The 18,178-nt window shown below is 45.1% G+C and carries 16 protein-coding genes and 1 other RNA gene; 10 read left to right on the top strand and 7 right to left on the bottom strand.

Translation table 11 applies throughout. The features are described 5' to 3' along the window. The first annotated feature begins 64 nt into the window (after positions 1-64). The 3 genes from yidC to ESE_RS0109545 all read left to right on the top strand — a co-directional run bounded on the left by yidC (position 65) and on the right by ESE_RS0109545 (position 3,052). A complete protein-coding gene (yidC, locus tag ESE_RS0109535; protein ID WP_010374295.1) occupies positions 65-1,009 on the top strand; it encodes a membrane protein insertase YidC in 945 nt (314 codons plus the stop codon). A 132-nt stretch (positions 1,010-1,141) separates the two neighbouring features. Next, complete coding sequence (locus ESE_RS0109540) at positions 1,142-1,960, top strand: glucose 1-dehydrogenase (protein ID WP_010374298.1); 819 nt, start codon at positions 1,142-1,144, stop codon at positions 1,958-1,960. Positions 1,961-2,146: 186 nt separating this feature from the next. After that, the gene (locus tag ESE_RS0109545) at positions 2,147-3,052 is read left to right on the top strand and encodes a YitT family protein (protein WP_010374300.1); all 906 of its coding nucleotides are present in this window, start codon (positions 2,147-2,149) and stop codon (positions 3,050-3,052) included. A 65-nt stretch (positions 3,053-3,117) separates the two neighbouring features. Here the strand turns inward: ESE_RS0109545 and ESE_RS0109550 are convergent, their stop codons facing one another. From ESE_RS0109550 to mvk, 5 genes are all read right to left on the bottom strand, one after another. Then, the gene (locus tag ESE_RS0109550) at positions 3,118-3,669 is read right to left on the bottom strand and encodes a TetR/AcrR family transcriptional regulator (RefSeq protein ID WP_029237510.1); all 552 of its coding nucleotides are present in this window, start codon (positions 3,667-3,669) and stop codon (positions 3,118-3,120) included. Positions 3,670-3,839: 170 nt separating this feature from the next. Next, on the bottom strand, positions 3,840-4,877 hold the full coding sequence (gene fni / locus ESE_RS0109555; RefSeq protein WP_010374304.1) for a type 2 isopentenyl-diphosphate Delta-isomerase: 1,038 nt from the start codon (positions 4,875-4,877) through the stop codon (positions 3,840-3,842). An 11-nt stretch (positions 4,878-4,888) separates the two neighbouring features. Continuing rightward, positions 4,889-5,947 (bottom strand): phosphomevalonate kinase, encoded by a 1,059-nt coding sequence (locus ESE_RS0109560; protein WP_010374306.1) that lies wholly within the window; start codon positions 5,945-5,947, stop codon positions 4,889-4,891. Beyond that, positions 5,947-6,933: a diphosphomevalonate decarboxylase gene (gene mvaD / locus ESE_RS0109565; protein WP_010374308.1), complete on the bottom strand. Its 987-nt coding sequence runs from the start codon at positions 6,931-6,933 to the stop codon at positions 5,947-5,949. Before mvaD ends, ESE_RS0109560 begins: the two co-directional genes overlap by 1 nt. 9 nt (positions 6,934-6,942) lie before the next feature. After that, positions 6,943-7,878, bottom strand: coding sequence for a mevalonate kinase (gene mvk / locus ESE_RS0109570; protein WP_010374311.1), 936 nt, complete (start codon positions 7,876-7,878; stop codon positions 6,943-6,945). A 140-nt stretch (positions 7,879-8,018) separates the two neighbouring features. Here mvk and ESE_RS0109575 point away from each other — a divergent pair, with 140 nt between their 5' ends. The 4 genes from ESE_RS0109575 (at position 8,019) to ESE_RS0109590 (ending at position 13,573) form a co-directional block, all read left to right on the top strand. Next, positions 8,019-10,841: a helicase C-terminal domain-containing protein gene (locus tag ESE_RS0109575; protein WP_010374314.1), complete on the top strand. Its 2,823-nt coding sequence runs from the start codon at positions 8,019-8,021 to the stop codon at positions 10,839-10,841. 63 nt (positions 10,842-10,904) lie between these two features. Continuing rightward, on the top strand, positions 10,905-11,417 hold the full coding sequence (locus ESE_RS0109580; protein ID WP_029237511.1) for a cell wall elongation regulator TseB-like domain-containing protein: 513 nt from the start codon (positions 10,905-10,907) through the stop codon (positions 11,415-11,417). 29 nt (positions 11,418-11,446) lie between these two features. After that, a complete protein-coding gene (gene asnS / locus ESE_RS0109585) occupies positions 11,447-12,742 on the top strand; it encodes an asparagine--tRNA ligase (protein ID WP_010374320.1) in 1,296 nt (431 codons plus the stop codon). A 90-nt stretch (positions 12,743-12,832) separates the two neighbouring features. Next, complete coding sequence (locus tag ESE_RS0109590) at positions 12,833-13,573, top strand: DnaD domain-containing protein (protein WP_010374324.1); 741 nt, start codon at positions 12,833-12,835, stop codon at positions 13,571-13,573. A 39-nt stretch (positions 13,574-13,612) separates the two neighbouring features. Here ESE_RS0109590 and ESE_RS0109595 read toward each other — a convergent pair whose 3' ends face one another. Next, positions 13,613-15,949 (bottom strand): PBP1A family penicillin-binding protein, encoded by a 2,337-nt coding sequence (locus tag ESE_RS0109595; protein ID WP_010374327.1) that lies wholly within the window; start codon positions 15,947-15,949, stop codon positions 13,613-13,615. Between the two features lie 18 nt (positions 15,950-15,967). Then, complete coding sequence (gene recU, locus ESE_RS0109600; protein WP_010374330.1) at positions 15,968-16,570, bottom strand: Holliday junction resolvase RecU; 603 nt, start codon at positions 16,568-16,570, stop codon at positions 15,968-15,970. 100 nt (positions 16,571-16,670) lie between these two features. Here recU and ESE_RS0109605 point away from each other — a divergent pair, with 100 nt between their 5' ends. From ESE_RS0109605 to rnpB, 3 genes are all read left to right on the top strand, one after another. Beyond that, positions 16,671-17,234 carry an SLOG family protein gene (locus tag ESE_RS0109605; protein WP_010374333.1) on the top strand — a complete coding sequence of 188 codons (564 nt, stop codon included), beginning with the start codon at positions 16,671-16,673 and terminating at the stop codon, positions 17,232-17,234. Positions 17,235-17,326: 92 nt separating this feature from the next. After that, entirely contained in the window at positions 17,327-17,707 is a 381-nt protein-coding gene (gene gpsB / locus ESE_RS0109610; RefSeq protein ID WP_010374335.1) for a cell division regulator GpsB, read from the top strand. A gap of 24 nt (positions 17,708-17,731) precedes the next feature. Then, an RNA gene (gene rnpB, locus ESE_RS12070) (RNase P RNA component class B) lies at positions 17,732-18,102 on the top strand. Positions 18,103-18,178 lie beyond the last annotated feature (76 nt).

The following is an 18,178-nucleotide window of genomic DNA, read 5'->3' on the forward strand; positions in this document are numbered from 1 at the left end:
ATANATTTTTTTGTGATATAATGGATTATTGTAAAAAAGAGAAATAGGTAAGGATCGATATTCCATGAAAATTAAAGGCTTAACGCCCATCTTGTTTATTTTGTTGATTATTTTGTTTGTTACTGGTCACGCAGACTTTTTGGAAGGTCCGTTGACTAGTTTCATGCACATGTCAGAGGACTGGATTGGTGGTACGAATGCAGTTGGTTGGTCAATTGTTATTTTGACATTTGTGGTGCGATTGATTTTGTTGCCAATGATGATTCACCAACAACGTGGCGCAACCATTCAACAAGAAAAGATGCGTTTGTTGCAACCACAGATGAGCAAGATTCAAGAAGCGCAGAAGACAGCACAAACACAAGAAGAAAAGATGTTGGCTTCTCAAGCTATGATGGCTGTTTACCGTGAAAACGGTGTTTCAATGCTTGGTGGTATGAATTTTGCGACATTGATTATTCAATGGCCTGTCTTTATGGGGTTGTACGCTGCTATTAAGAATTCACACGAAATTGCACACGCTACCTTCTTTGGGATTAACCTAGGCTCACAATCACCAGTGTTAGCAATTGCAACAGCAGTTGCCTATGGTGTCCAAGCATACTTGTCATTGATTGGTATTCCAGCCGAACAAAAGAAGCAAATGCAATCAATGATGTTGATGATGCCGATCATGATGTTGATTATGACTTGGGTTACGAACGGTGGTATTGCGCTGTACTTCTTCGTTGGTGCGTTGGTTATGATTATTCAAACGTTGATCATCATTGTTTGGCGGCCAAAGTTGCGCGCGCAAGTTGCGGAAACGTTCGTTGTTAAGGATGTCGTTGACGATGCATTGGCCGGACGTTTGCAATCAGAGCCAACGGGACCATTTGCTGAAGCCATGAAGGCAGCGCAAGCGCAACAACAAGGGACAGAACGCAAAGATATTACAGGTAATGTCAGCGAAAGCGATACTGATTCATCAAAGTCAAACGGTCGTAATGCTGGTAAACAAAAGCGTTAATTAAAATTTTTAATCCTAAAAAGACCAAACACTTACTGTTGTTTGGTCTTTTTTTGGTTCATCCGATATTAAAGATTATTCATCATTAGCAATAGGTTATGACGTACAATAGTCACATGGAGGGTGATATCTATGACAATTAATCATACGACTGATACAACTCGCTATCCCGATTTACGTGGTAAAACCGCAGTTGTGACGGGTAGCTCGTCAGGTATCGGTGAAGCGATCGCGCGTCACATGGGGTCAGAAGCGATGAATGTGGTCATTAACTACATGAGTGCTGATGAAAAGGTAATCGACGGGCTGATCTACCTAATTGAACAATCAGGCGGACATGCCGTTGGCATTCGGGCCGATGTGGGCACTGAAGCCGGCGTCCAAGCAATCTACGATAAGGCAATTGAAGCGTTTGGTGATATTGACGTATGGGTCAATAATGCTGGCTTCGAGATTCAATCAGCTACGCACGAGACTTCGTATGAGGACTGGCAACGTGTGCTGCACGTCGATTTAGATGGGGTATTCTTGGGGACTAAAATTGCTGTGCAACACTTTTTGAAGCACAATAAGCAAGGTAGCATTCTAAACACGTCGTCAATTCACGACATTATTCCTTGGCCTACCTATGCGTCTTACGCAACGGCTAAAGCTGGCGTGCTGATGTTTACTAAAACAACGGCTTTGGAATATGCTGAGCAAGGTATTCGGATTAACGCGATTTCACCAGGTGCCCTAGAAACGCCGATCAATGCACAACGATTTGCAGATCCTGCCGTCCGGGCCGACACGGAAAGTATGATTCCAATGAAGAAAGTCGGGGACCCGGTTGATGTTGCGAATGCGGCGGTTTGGTTAATTTCAAACGAAGCTTCTTACATTACTGGTACAACACTTTATATCGATGGGGGAATTACCCTCTATAATGAATTCCAAGGTGGTCGTGGCTAACGTCATGGTCGATTGGTTGATGCTAACCGTGACTTTTGAATTGGTCACGGTTTTTTCGTTATTTTTAACCGATTAAGCAAATTTTTGGTACACTTAAAATAATACGGCCGGTTAGTCTTATGCCTTAATTTAGAGGAGGGGTAACCGATTGCCACATGATAATTTATTCAGATTGGGGATTGTGCCATGGCAGAACAAACAATGGCCACGCGAGTGATTGAAAAAATTCGACTTCGCGATTTCATCATCTTTACAATTGGAACCAGCATGTATGGTTGGGGACTAGTTAACGTTAATATTCCAAGTCACTTGGCGGAGGGTGGTGTGACCGGAATTACGCTGATTTTTAGAGCGCTATTCCATATTAACCCGGCTCTATCAACCTTGTTCTTTAATATTCCCCTGTTGTTGCTCGGTTTACGAATGTTAGGGAAGCGGGCCTTGATTTATACATTGTACGGTATTATTGGCTTGTCATTTTGGCTGTGGTTCTGGCAACTGTATCCCATGCATTTAGATCTGCACCATGATTTGCTTATTTCAGCCATTTTAGCCGGTTTCTTTGGTGGCCTTGGTTCTGGTTTGATTTATCGTTTTGGTGGCACAACGGGCGGAACAGACGTTATTGCGCGTATCCTGGAACAAAAGTTAAACATTCCGATGGGAAAAACGTTATTTGCATTAGATGTGGTGGTCCTAACAGTGTCACTAGTCTACATTAATGTGGTGGAAATGATGTACACACTGATTGCGGCGTTTGTATTCGCCCAGCTTGTTAATTTTACCCAAAAGGGCGCCTATGCAGCGCGGGCATTCCTGATTTTCACCAATTACCCCGAAGAAATTTCGCATGCTATCATGCAAGAGCTTGAACGGGGCACGTCACTGTTGCATGCAGAGGGTGGCTTTACGCATAACGAACGGAAAGTTGTCTATGCTGTCGTCGATCCCTCAGAGATGAACATTGTGCGTCGGCTAATCAATGATATTGACCCGCAAGCCTTTGTGACTGTGATGGATACACAGGAGACATTCGGTGAAGGTTTCAGTTACGCGCAGCCTAAGAAGCGCCGGTTCAACCTTCTACCTTAAACTAAAACGACGAGGTAACCTCAAATGGGTTATCTCGTCGTTTTAGTTAACTCGCACAACAACAATTATAGGTTTGCGTGTTGTGCATCAGTCATTTCTGTTGCAATCCGTGCCATCTCAGGTACTGATTCATGCATCCCCGTGGCAATCCAGCGAATAGCTAGTGCCAACATCCCAGATGCCGTAAAGTCAGAAACATAATCGATAGATGTCGAATGGTTTGCTTGGCTGCGGAACAATTCTGCATACAACCCATGCAAAATATCGCGCAAAGGTGGGTAAAATTGCTCTCGTAATCCGGCGTTCAACAAAACGGCAATCGCCATTCCGTTTGCTTGGATAAAGCCAAAGAAGGCACTCGCAATTTGTTCACTTTCCAAAGGCAGAGCAGCAGCTTCCTTCGCAAAGTCATCTGTTAGTTGTTCAACAATAGTCTTGATGACCGCTTCCTTTGTGCCAAAGTGGCGATAGAAAGCCATCCGTGACACGCCTGCCATGCGGGTAATTTCAGTAACCGCAAGTTGGTCATAGGACTGGCTTTGCAACAAAGTCAGCGTTGCATCAATGATTTGATCGTCAGTCTGCTGACGAATACTCTCCGTTAACATGTTCTTCATGCTTCCAATATACCGACTTTTAAGGTTGAACGGGGTGGGTTATCGATAATCGCAAGCTGACCTTTAACGCCTTTAACAATCATTTAACTTTGCCACTGAAATTTAAGACTAATCAAATAAAAAAATCCCAAAACAATACCAATTGATTGCTTTGAGATTAAAGACTTTGTTTACCGACGTTGATCGATATAGTTTTTCAATTCGGGTGATAGGACTGTTTGTACGTGTTGTAAATCAGCTTGCCGTTCAGCACCGACCATCGCGTAAAGCTTTGCGAGATGGTTTTGCCAACGCTGAATTTCAGTGATGACACCATCAGTTCCCTCGTTCAAGACCGTGTGTAGGAAATGTCCTGCGACACCGACCGCTTTTGCACCCAAAATTTGAGCTTTCAAAACGTCGAGGGGGTCTTGAATACCGCCAGTGGCGAGGAGTGTTGGTGCATCTGCGACTAGTTGCGCTTCTAACAAACTTTCGGCAGTTGTTTGACCCCAGTCATACAAATAGCCGTGCTCAGCAGTCATCGCCCGATTACGACGATCTTCGATAACGGCGAAGTTTGTCCCTGAACGGCCACCCAGATTGATATATTGGGCGCCTAAATCACGTAATTGGCCAATGGTTTCCTTAGCCATGCCGAAGCCGACTTCTTTGATAATCACTGGCACGGAAACCGTCTGAATAATATTGGCTAATTCATCTTGCCAAACATAGTCACGATCACCCTCAGGCATGACCACTTCTTGGGCGACATTAATGTGAACTTCTAAGGCATTTGCGCCAATCATATCAACGACTTCTTGGGCATGAGCCGCGGTATGACCGGCACCGATGTTGGCCATAATAAAGCCATCGGGGTTGATTTCTCGAACGACTTTAAATGTGTCAATCGCATTTTCATCCTTTAAGGCCACACTTTGTGAACCAACAGCCATCGCCAAGCCAGTCTCTTTTGCAGCAGTTGCTAACTGCGCATTAATCTTACCGGTTTTTTGGCTACCACCGGTCATCGCTTCGATATAAAAAGGGGTCTTAAAGTTGAAAATTGGGTCATCAACCGTTAAGTCAACATTAGCGACCCTCGTTTCAGGTAACCCTTGGTGAATAATTCGAACCTGATGTAAAGATGACACTGGCGCATGGCGCCGAAATTCGGCTTCTGCCAATGACAAGTGTTCATCTTTACGATGTGCGTGTGCAGATTCCATAATACTTTCTCCTAATTAAATGCAATTGCTAAAGGTAACGGCGTAATTCCAGCACGTTGCCAAGCATCTCTAATTGCGGTTGCAACTGTCGCATCATTTGTCAGGGCGATGCCATTATCACCACCGCCAGCTCCTGATATTTTAGCACCTACACCAGCTTCTGTGGCGATTGATAGGAGTGATAGGAGTGCCGGTGTGACATAAGCGAGTCCAACGCGACTGGCATAGGCAAATAATTGTTCCTGGCTCAATTGCATGGCCGCACGAACTTTATCAAAATCGGCTTGGCGCAATCCTGTTTCGATCATACCAACTAAAGGGGCAGTGTTCTGTGCTAAGAGTTGTTTCGCAGCATCTCGATCAGTTAGGTCACCACTTTCGAGTAGCGCTTGTGTATCCGCAGGCGATCCAGTCCAACCGACCAAGAGTGACCAATCGGCTGGCAACGCTAACGGTTCGATTACCAAATCCGGCCAGGTTGCTGCCAACATTTCAGAAACATAGCGATGTTGGTCAAGCCAATTGAATATAACAGGTGATGCGAATTTTTGATAGCGAATAATGCCGCCAAATGTCGCAGCAGCCAAATCCCCCATAGACCCCGCCTTAAAATTAGGGGTCGTTAAGGTAGCTAATGCTCCTAGCTTATATTGTTGTATTGAGGACATTGGTAATTCGCTAAGCGCAACGTAAGCCTTGATTAAAGCCATCACGACGGCGGCTGATGAACCAAGCCCTAATTTTTGTCCGGCCATGGTTAGTTGGCTATCAATAGAAACGGTCAACCCAGTAAAAGGTTGACCGTTTTCTATTGCATACGTCTGGATTAATTGCAAGGTGCGAAGGACTAGACGCCAGTCATCATCCAAAGCGACCGTCAACAATTCAGAACTTGATAATTCACGGTGGCCAAGTAAATTACTCGTCATACTGATTAACGCATCCGTTCGTGGGTCAAGATTGACCGTGACAAAACGATCGACTGCCATGATAATGCTAGGTTGCCCAGGCAATGTGACTGCATATTCACCGGCTAAATATAATTTGCCGGGGGCTTTTGCCATAACCATTAAATCTGATCTCCTTCAACGATTTTGATACTTGGACCTGGCGTTGCAGTACGAACGACGACACCAGGAATTGCCTCAGCTAAAGCCGCTGTGATGACCTCAGTATCCGCTGGTCGTGAAATTAACTTGACGTTTGGTCCAGCGTCCATTGTCGCATAGACGGAGATGCCCTGTTCACGAAGCGTGGTTGCTAGGTTAATGACCTGCCATGAGGAATCAGTTAAGTAATTAAACGCTGGCTGGGCAGTGGCATTTGTTGCATGCATTTGTAGCGCATTGGCTTCCGCTAATTGACCAATTTGATCAATGTCGTGGTTCGCAACGGCTGTTTGCATAACAGGCACCAAGGCATTCGACCGGTTAACCCAATCATCATAGAAAGGTGAGGTTGCTTTTGCATGTTGCATACCGCCACGTGAATCTATTTTTTTAGGCTGATCGTTAATAATCACTGTTAACAATTGTATTGGCCAGTCAATTGTCTCGACCAAGGGCTTAGCAACTGATGTTAGGTCATCATGACCGCGATCCCATTGGGCGAAACCGCCAAAAATAGACCGCGATGCTGACCCGGACCCACGACGTGCTAATCGTGACAGTTCAGCTGGTGATAAAGCCAGGCCAGCTGCGCGACTAGCCGCACCAGCTAAGGCAGCAAATGCAGAAGCCGAAGACGCCAAGCCAGCTGCCGTTGGGACGTGATTAGCCGAATGAACGTGGGCATAACGTGTTTCGCCAGCCATTTCACGGACCAAATCTAAGAAGCGGGTGACTTTGTCGTAGCCTTTACCAGTCATGACTTCATCATCAAGCGTTACGTCATCCGCAATCAATGCGGCATCAAACCAAACAGTTGTATCGGTATAAAATTCATCCAGGGTTAGCGAAATCGACGTCGTTGTTGGTAACATGAGCGTTGTATCTGCTTTACCCCAATACTTCAGTAGGGCGATGTTCGTGTGTGCGCGTGCTGTGTAGTGTGTCATAACTGCCTCCTAGATTTGCGGGTACTGTTGTGACCACACTTCTTGCGCACCAGCTGCTTCCAAAGCCAGCATAATGCGGTGGGCATCAGTATCATCCTTGGCTAGTGCTAACATAGCACCACCAACACCACCACCAGTTAACTTAGCCCCTAAAGCACCAGCTTCACGAGCTGCTTGCACAAGGGCTTCAAGCTGGGGGTGTGAGACGCCAAGAGCTGCCAAATGTTGGTGAGCTGCATTCATGTGATTACCCAAGGCAATGATGTCATCGTGAGCTAAGTCCTCACGTGTATCACGGGCAATGGCACCTAATGCATCAATATGGGCCTGCGTTTCAATGGGCTCATTGGCTAGTTGTTCGCGAACAACTGAAACAGCCAAACCGGTTTGACCATGAACGCCTGTGTCAGCAATGATTAAGGTGCCATGTAGGGCCATTGACATTGGTTCAGGCGCTGAACCTTTCACAAACCAAACCGGGACGTCATGGGCAGTTGTTGCCGCATCGATGCCGGAAGGTGAACCGTGGGTAATGGCCTCTTCAACATTAGCCCAGCGTTGCAATTCTTCATCTGGTAAGGGCGTATCAAAAAATGCGAAAAACGCCCTAATAATGGCGATCGCCGATGCAGCAGAAGACCCCATCCCGCGTTCTTGGGGGATGTTTGATTGAATCCGTAAGGTAAACGGTGCATCTAGCGCGTCGAAATGACGCAAGAGGCGCAGAATTAATTGTCGAACGCCTTCATATACTTCAGCCATTGTTGCCAAAGGGCCTTGATACCCTTGCGCAATTACGACTTGTCCAGCTTCTCGAGCCTCGATTGTTGCTGTCATTGCCAAGTCCGGTAAAGGGAGGGCAATGGCAGGTTGGCCATAAACGACCGCGTGTTCGCCAAGCAAGATCACTTTGGCGTGGCTAGAACCACTCGCTAGCTTTTCCACTATTAGAAACCACCAATCCATTCTCATTTTTGTTTTTAAACTGCTACTATCATACCAAACCCGCCTATAAATAGGGAAATGAATCAGTAAAACGTATGGTATAATTTAAATATTATAAAAGAAGGTCGTGGTACGCTCTGATGCTAAATAGAGACATCTATGCGGTTGTGGACTTAGAAACAACTCGTACAACGAGCGAAACGGGCCGTATTATTCAGATTGCGGTCGCATTCGTACAAAACAAAAAAATCATTAATCAATTTTCAACATTGGTTAATCCGGGCGAGCAAATTCCCCGCAATATTATACAATTGACCGGTATCACCCAAAACATGGTAAAAGGGGCACCGTTCTTTGAAGACGTTGCAATGACACTTCATGCGATGCTACAAGGCACAATCTTTGTGGCGCACAATGTTAATTTTGATTTACCATTTTTAAATGCAGAATTTGAACGTGTTGGGTTAACCGCTCTTAAAAGTACGGCCCTAGATACAGTGCCACTTAGTCAAATTCTTTGGCCAACTGCACCAGGTTACCGCCTTGTCGACATGACAAATTGCTTGTCACTCGAACACAATCATCCACATCAGGCTGATAGTGATGCATTAGCAACCGGTGAATTGTTAATTGCCATCTTAAAACGGGCCGAAGGGTTACCAATGATTACGCTTCAGGCGTTAGCTGATTTGCCATTGGTCCTACCACGCGACACGAAAACCGTATTTGAAAAAGCGTTAGCAAAAAATCAAGCAGAGCCACAACCATTACCTAGTCACTTACAAGTGATCGATAGTTTGGCGTTACGTCGTTTTTCAGAACCGGCGCCATTGGTTACTGGCAAGGCGACAAGCTATCCTGCTAAAAAGGCTGCAAAAGAGCAACTTTACGGCAAGGCGTTGGCATACCGTGAACAGCAAGCTAAGTTGATGAATGCCATTTACACGCATTACACTGAGGCTGAACTGTCAGAAACACCAGGGGAGACAGCCTTTGTTGCGGAAGCGCCAACGGGGATGGGCAAGACGTTAGCTTATTTACTACCATACGCATACCTAGCTGATGAGCAGCGCAAGCAAGTGGTCGTCGCCGTTCCAACAATTACGTTGCAACAGCAAGTGACCGAAACAATTAATACAACATTGAAGGATATTCTGCCGTTTGAAGTTCGTGGTGCCAGTTTGAAGGGACGCACACATTATTTGAACTTGCAGAGCTTCAAGCGCGCACTCCGCGTTGATGAAGGATCAACATCTCTCCAATTTATTAAGGCGCAAATCTTAGTTTGGTTAACTGAAACGTTAACAGGTGATTTTGACGAGTTGAACTTGATTAACCCGCAAGTCGATTTCATGGCAAAATTAGCCCAGCCAGCTAATAATCCAGCAGGATCACCTTACTACGGTCACGAGTTTAGTGAACGCCAACACGTCTTGGCGCAAAACGCCCAATTCTTGGTCGTTAACCACGCCTACTTGGCGGAATATGCCGCTGAATTGGGTGACAGTATTGATACACCATATTTAATTATTGATGAAGCGCAAAATTTGCCAAATGCAGTCTTAGAACAAAGTCGCCATCAATTACCATTTCAGGTTTGGTTGACCCGTGTTCAGAACGCGACAAATTTGGTTTTGCGCGATAACGAACCTTCAATTGGCATTATTTTGAATCGGTTAGTTGGTGGGCAACAGCTCAAGTCACGTTTTCTACAGAGTCTTGAAGCACTGTCTTCAGAGTTGCCCAAATTACAAGTGGCATTCTACCGTCGTTTCTTGCTAAACGGGCACACACCGGCAACAGAGGGCCATTACGAGGTTGAGCTACCAATTTCTGATTTAGCCCAATTTTGGGTCGACCAAACACATCGTTTGCAAAGCATGCGACAGGCCGTACGTGATTTAGCAGACTCATTGGATTATTTGTTAGCCCAATTTAGTAACACGAAGAACGCCTTCTCACTTAGCGAACGCCAACATCTGGCTGATTTCCGTCGGTTGCTTGAAAGTATTGCGAAATACGAACAACGTCTGACCACTTTCCAACAGGATTTGGTTGATTTCCCAGATGCAAGTGTGTTCTGGTTAACTGAAAATCAAAATCACGATAACAGTAATCTGAAGTTGAGTGGTGGGTTGTTACACACGCTTGATTTCTTTAAAGACAAAGTTTATCCGCATTTCATGCCACCAACCGTGATTGGTGCAACTTTGTTTACTTCAACAAAGTCGGGGTACCTATATGATCGGTTAAATATCGATCGTGAGACGGTTTTTGCCCGGCGTTATCCTGAAGTCTTCGATTTTGCGCACCAAGCTGAATTGGTGATGGTTGAAAATGCGCCATCGCCAACCGATGGTGGCTACGTTAGCTACTTAGCCAAGCAGTTGGTTCAGTTAACCACGACGGTGCAAGAAAACACGCTGGTATTGTTTAACTCATTAGAGACGATTCAACAGGTCTATAATCACATGCAGTCAAATCAAACGTGGCAGCAGGGCAATATGACTTTGTTGGCACAGGGGATGACAGGTACGCGTAGTAAAATTATGAAGCGCATGGCCAATGAATCACATTTGGTTGTGCTTGGCGCGAATAGTTTTTGGGAAGGCATCGATTTGCCGGGTGACCAATTACGTTTAGTCGTGATTGCCCGCTTACCATTCGATCAACCTAATACCGTCCTCCAACGTGCTGAAGAAGCCGTTTTGATGGCACATGGTAAACAGCCGTTCTACCAAAGTACCTTACCCAAAGCTGTCTTACGGCTGCGTCAGGGAGTAGGGCGCTTAATTCGCAAGCCGGATGACTTTGGTGCGGTTGTTATCTATGACCCACGCATCCTAACAAAGTCGTACGGGAAGACTCTGCGAAATATGATGCCAGATCAAATGCCACAGCACGTTTCGCAAGACCGAGATGTTGTCCCTGAATTGAAGAAATTCTTTGACCAACACCGCTAATATTGGTAAAGTAATAGATGATTTTGTTTTGCATTGACAAAACAGCTAAAGGAGCCACGTAAGATGGAGATGCGTACAATGTCCCGTTCTCGGCGTCGTGGCCACGGTCGGCGTTGGCTGATTGGCTTAATCGTTGTTCTGGTGCTTATCGCAGGTGGTGCAACTATTGCGTCAATTGCGCTACGTCCCGTGAATACTGCGCGGGAACGTGTGACGGAATTGGCGATTAAGCGAAATAAGATCACCTCAGCAACTCAATTTTTCCGAGTTTCTCGACAACATACGTACTACAGTGTGATTGGTGAGAATAAACAGCATCAAGAAATTGGCGTCATTGTTAAGGATAAGTCGAAAAAGATAACAACCGTTCAAATGAAGAATGGCTTATCTGCTGCTGAGGTGCGTAATCTCGTTAAATCAAAATATCAGCCAAAGCGAATTACCAGTTTGGGCCTAGCCATTTATGAGCAGGTCCCAGTTTGGGAAGTAACCTTTACTGATAGGCAAGGTAATCTTAATTTAATTACCTTCCAATTCTCGGATGGAAAAGCAGTTCGAACCATCCAACACTTATAAGTTGATATTAATTAAGGGAGTTCATAGAGATGGATACAATTCGCATTGAAGACGCGAAAAACTATGTCGACCAAGAAGTTCGTCTAGGCGCTTGGTTACGTAACAAGCGTGGTTCAGGTAAGATGCAATTCTTGCAATTACGTGATGGTACGGCCTTCTTCCAAGGTGTTGTTTCAAAGGAAGCAGTTGGTGAAGAAATCTTCGCCAAGGCTAAGGCTTTGACACAAGAAACAAGCATGTACTTGATTGGAACGATTCGTGAAGACGAACGTTCACCATTCGGATACGAAATGCAAGTTAAGGATTTGACGGTAGTTGGTGAATCTGATGGTTATCCAATCACGCCAAAGGAGCACGGTACTGATTTCTTGATGGATCACCGTCACTTGTACCTACGTCACATCCAACCATTTGCAGTTTTGCGTATTCGTAATACAATCATTGCTGCAACTTATGAATTCTTCAACAAGGAAGGCTTCGTCAAGATTGATTCACCAATTTTGACAGGTTCAGCTCCTGAAGGTACGACCGAATTGTTCCACACGGAATACTTCGATACGGATGCCTACATGTCACAAACTGGTCAATTGTATGCCGAAGCAGGCGCAATGGCCTTTGGACGTGTCTTCACATTTGGACCAACGTTCCGTGCCGAGAAGTCAAAGACGCGTCGTCACTTAACTGAGTTCTGGATGATTGAGCCTGAAATGGCCTGGATGACACAAGATGACTCATTGGAAGTGCAAGAACGCTACATTGCCTACTTGATTCAAGCTGTTTTGGATCGTAACCAATACGAATTGGACTTGTTGGGTCGTGACAAGGAGTTGTTGCAATCATACACACAACTTCCTTATCCACGTGTTTCATACGATGACGCTATCAAGCTTTTGCAAGAAAACGACTTTGACGTTGAGTGGGGTGTTGACTTTGGTTCACCTGAAGAAACATTCTTGGCTAACCACTTTGCAAAGCCAGTCTTTATCACAAACTTCCCTAAGGAAATTAAGGCCTTCTACATGAAGCGCCACCCTGATCGTGACGACGTCGTTATCTCAGCTGACCTTTTGGCACCTGAAGGATACGGAGAAATCATTGGTGGATCTGAGCGTGATACAGATTACGATTACCTTGAGCAACGTATCAAGGAACAAGGTTTGGATTTGAAGGAATACTCATGGTACTTGGACTTGCGTAAGTATGGTTCTGTGCCACACTCAGGCTTCGGTCTTGGTCTAGAACGTGCTGTCACTTGGATTACTGGTGAAGAGCACATTCGTGAGGCAATTCCATTCCCACGCACGATGAACCGTTTGTGGCCATAAGCTAAAAATAAACCTAAAAAACCGGTACAATAACTGTATCGGTTTTTTAATCACAGATATTACTGCATAAAACGCGAAGGGAGACCGTTAATGACAACAGAACTAAATTGGACGGCCTACCTAAAAGCTGGCCAGACAACAATTAGTAACTATCTATTACAGCATTATCGCGACCTTGGGATGAGTAACGATGAATTTTTAGTTTTCGTACAAACCAAAGCCGGTATCGATCATGGCGAATTAGAACCCAGTACAACAAAAATTGGCGAAGCGCTTGGCTGGGAACCGCAACTTGTATTTGGGCACCTGGAATCATTACGTGCAAAAGGCTTGGTTAAATTCGTGAGCGTTCGCGACGGTAGTGGGCGAGTGACAACCCAACTTGATTTTGAACCTTTGTATACACAATTAATGCGTATTACAGGTGGGACAAAGCAAGCGGCTGCACAACGGGTTGAAGCCCAAGGTGAACCAGCCCAAACCAAGGATGATTTGAGTCGAGCAACGATTTACAACCTGATTGAACAAGAATTTGGCCGGCCATTAAGTCAAATGGAAATGGAAACGGTTAAAAACTGGTTTGATGTTGATCATTTCCAGCCCGAATTCATCAAAGCAGCCGTGCAGGAAGCTGTTTTGAATGCAGCCTTAAACTTACGTTATATCGAAACCATTTTGGTCGCTTGGCAAAAAAAGAACTACCATTCAATTAAAGAGGTTCGCCAAGAACGACAAAAACGCTCACAATTTAAGCAACTTAATCAAGAAGAACGCGTCAACATTCCAACCGATGTTGATATTCTTAACACTGATTGGTCGCAATTTAAGTAACAGAAAAGCCCTTTGGAAATATTCCAAAGGGCTTTTTCATTATCTTGAACTTTCTCGCGTCGCAGGTGCGCTACTGCTTGAAGCAGGCTGCGTTGATGACGCACTTGAACTTGGTGCATTCGAACTGCTACTTGCGGGTTGTGATTCGCTGTGAGAAGCACTTGATTCAACTTGTGAAGATGAGGTGCTTCGTTCTTCGGCACTTGATTCACTCGAAGAAGTAGGGGTTTCGCTTGCTGGTTGCTCTGTAGAGCTTTCAACTGGTGCAACCGATTGTTGAACAGTTTGTTGTTCACGTTGGACAGTTGGCGTGCGCGTTGTTGAAACAGCGCCTGTACCACCAATTGTCTTTTCGTTGGCCACATCAGCACCGACTACTTGGTATTCCTTGATACCATTGACCGTTACTTGACGGACGGTATCCGGCATCGTCCAATCAGAACCATCATCGCCACCCGACATAACATAATCCATCAAGGCTTTGTAAGCGTGAAGGGCAACGTATTGTTCTTCACCCTCAGCCAAGTAGTGGCCAGGCTCGTCTGGTTGATCATATCCAGTCCAAACTGAAATCGAAGCTGACTTGGTAAAGCCGGTGAACCAGGTATCGTGGGCTGCACCATCGGGAACATCAGCACCATCTGCATAACCAACAACACCAGTCTTACCAGCTTGACTATAGGCATTCGTATTGATCATCTTGGCATATGAGTCGGTAATAACTGACTTCATCATATTTGTTAACATGAAGGCCGTTGATGACTTCATCGCTGTTGAGCCGTCAGCCTTGTAGTCTTTCACAACGCCACTTTGTTCAGTAATCTTCGAAATGTATTGTGGCTTATAATAAGTACCACCGTTGGCAAACGCTGCATAAGCGGCAGCCAATTGTTCTGAAGATACGTCGATTCCAATGGCACTTGAACCAACCAACTTATCAGCCGGATAATCAATACCCAATTTCTTCAAGAATTCACTCGACTTAGTATAACCAACCTCTTGCAACGTGCGGATAGCCGGTAGGTTACGTGATTGCGCCAATGCATAACGCATGGTCATCGATCCCATGAACTTGTGATCCCAGTCATTCGGCTGAATATTTGTGCCAGGGTAGGTGTACGGTGTGTCCAAAACTAAGTGATTAGTTGACCAACCTAGGTTTTCAACCGCGGGACCATAGTCAACAATTGGCTTAGCGTTTGATCCAGATGACCGCACTGTATTTGTTGCGTGGTTTATACCTTGTAAGGTCTTTAAGTTACGACCACCGAGTTGCGCGATAACTTTACCGTTGTTTGGATCAGTTACCGTCATACCGACTTGCATATCATCATCTTTCCAGTTGACATAGTCAGCTGTGTTACCAATGGCGTACGCACGATCTTGTACTTTTTGGTTCAAATTCGTTTGAACGGTCAGACCATCTTTGTTCACGTCGTAGCCAAGTTTCTTAATTTCGGCCAACGTTGACATGATGTACGCATCATCAACCTTTGCTTCTTCATCTTGAGTTGAACTAGAAGGGTGGGTCGTCATCAAACCATCAGTCACAGGTAATGCCATATACTTCTTGGCTTGAGCTTGCGTAATCACGTTGTTTTGCGCCATTGCTTCCAAGACTTCATCACGACGTGCCTTGGCACCCTTTGGATTGACGTAAGGGTCATAACCAGAAGGAGATTGTGGTAATCCAGCCAACAAGGCCATTTGTGGCGTTGATAAGTTCTTTAAATCCTTACCGAAATAGTATTCAGCGGCAGTTTTCATACCGTAAACACCGTTACCCATGTAAACCTTGTTCATATAAAGCGTTAAAATTTGATTTTTTGAATATTCTTTTTCTAGCTTCAGCGCCAACCAAGCTTCTTGGGCCTTACGTTTAATCGTTTGATCACTTGCAGCCGTTGAGAAAGCGGTCAATTTAATCAATTGTTGCGTTAATGTTGAACCACCTTGGAGACCAAGTGATGACCCAGTAAAGTTGGCAAATGCTGCCCCTAAAATACGGCGGGGATCCACCCCGTGGTGCTTATAGAAGCGTCGGTCTTCAATTGAAACCACCGCCATGCGCATCTCTTTGGGAATCTCTGATTGCTTAGCCATCTCGCGCTTGCTACCTGTTGTGTAGAAAACGTTACCGTCTGCATCAAGTAGTTGCGTCTGAGATGTGCCGACTAAGGCAGAGTTGGTGATTTTTGGAGCAGATGAAGCGTAGTAAGCGAATACGCCTGCGCCACCTAATGCACCAACGACGCCCAATGTTGCGAGCGTTAAGATAGTATATTTTGCATATCGCTTGGCCTTTGAACTATTTTTCTTAGGCTGTTTGCGGGATGTCTGAGCATTACGCTGCACACGGGACATCTCTTCTGTCATAACGAAAGTTCTCCTTACTTAGTTACGTTGATTAAGCAGTTCATCGACAGCGACAAGGTAAGGGGTCGTGGGGTTGATTCCCAACGGCACCTGCGCACCTTGCGCGACAATGACATCATATGGTATTGATTTACGCGCCGTCTCTTGCGCGTCCCAGTAGTCAAATAACAGCTGGGCCCAAATTACGTACGTCTCACGCAATGTTGTAAATCGAATAATCATAAAGGCCAGGCCTTCTGAAGCGACCACCTGCTTTAAATGCTTAATCTGATGTTCATGGACGTTTTTCAATGGAAAAGAGCGTTTGTTAGTTGTTTCTTTTGCATCGAAATCAATATAACGGCCGTGATAAACACCATTATAATCAGTTGTTGAAGCCTGGCGAAAGTAAGCTTCAGTAATCTTGGCAGCCGAACGAGCGGGGTAGCTCACGTTTACGATTTGAATCGGCGTCGGTTTCTTATGAATAACCGCCTGACCGGAAACTAAATAAAACTGATTAGCATCATTTAAATCACCTTCAAGCGACATACCACGATTACTTTGCGAACTTGATTTTGCCACCGGCTTCGCAAACGCACTTGCATCAAAGCGGCGTCCATTTGGATAATTAAAAGCCATTTCGTACTCCTGCGTCTTAAGGTATCCTTAGTATTATACCAAAACAAACAAGATACTAACAATAGGACTAAAACGAAACCTAAATATATGGAGGTACACCATGGATCGCATTTGGATGACTGGCTTCCGCAGTTATGAGCTAGGGGTAAATGGGGCCAAAGACCCTAAGCTAGCTGTGATTAAATTTGCCATTGAGCGATTATTACGGACAAGTATTGAAGACGGAGCGGACTGGCTGATTACAGGCGGTCAAATGGGCATTGAACAATGGGCTATTGAAGTCGCACTTGACCTACAAGCGACGGATTATCCCGAGTTTCAAATTGCATTAATGACCCCATTTGCCAAATTTGGCGCGCAGTGGAATGAAAACAACCAAGAAAAGTTGAACCAGCTAAAAAGTCGTGTCAATTTTAGCAGCACTGTTCACCAAGGCGATTTCGGTGGACGGGCACAAATGCAGGCTTATCAGCGGTTCATGTTGACCCACACTGATAAAGGTATTATTTTCTTCGACGAAGAAGCAACTGAATCAAAAGCCCGTTACGATGACACCGCCATGCGCGAATATGCTGAAAACTTTGATTATCCGGTTACCCGCATTGATTTAGACCGGTTACAAGACTATGCAACTGAATATCAAGACTTGCAATGGGATAACTGATAAGTTGTTAAGAAATCTTCATAAACTGGTTTTGTCATGACGCCTAAAAACTGGTAAACTAGATTTATGAACTAAACGGAGGAGTCCAAGTGATGGAAAATGTTCTACACAACCGCGAAGAAATCCTGAATAAGGAATTTAAGAAGACACGTATCGGTGCCGGATACGACATGACAGATGTTGATGCCTTTTTGGACGAAATTATGACGGATTACCAAGCGTTCCAAAACAACATTAATGAGTTGTCGACGCAAAACGACAAGTTAAAGGCACAAGTTGCAGAACTAACGAAACAAGTTAGCGCTTCAGCTACGGCACCTAAGGCTACACCAGCTGCGCCAACGGCAAACACGAACATGGATATCTTGAAGCGTTTGTCTAATTTGGAACGTCGCGTCTTTGGTACACCAACGGAACCAGCTGCACCTCTTTCAACTTCTGTTGAAGAAAAGGCTACACAATCGGCCGAATAGGTGTATAATAAGTAAATGCGATGTGTTAGTGGGTAATTGCGTGTGGCTTATGTCGCATGAGGAAAGTCCATGCTCGCACTGACTGTGATGTCAGTAGTGTTCGTGCTAGCTGAAAAAATAAGGCTAGGCAGCCGATGCAATCGGTTGACGGCCAACGAAAAACCTACGGGTAACTATGGTTTAGTAGTTGTGAAAGTGCCACAGTGACGAACCGTCAAAGAAATGCGACGGGTGGAACGCGGTAAACCCCTCGAGCGGGCAACCCAAACTTTGGTAGGGGCGCTTGACCTAGCGAATTGAAGTGATGGTCGGGGAGACAGAAATGTCTGAGATAGATGATTGCCACCGGTTATAGACCGCCAATCTGTAATCGGTACAAAACATGGCTTATAGCTGACACATCAGGCAGCCGACGTCCTCGTGGCGTCGGCTTTCTTTTTGCACTAAAACCCTCATTTTGGGGGATACATA

It is taken from the genome of Weissella cibaria KACC 11862, assembly GCF_000193635.1.
Lineage (GTDB): Bacteria > Bacillota > Bacilli > Lactobacillales > Lactobacillaceae > Weissella > Weissella cibaria.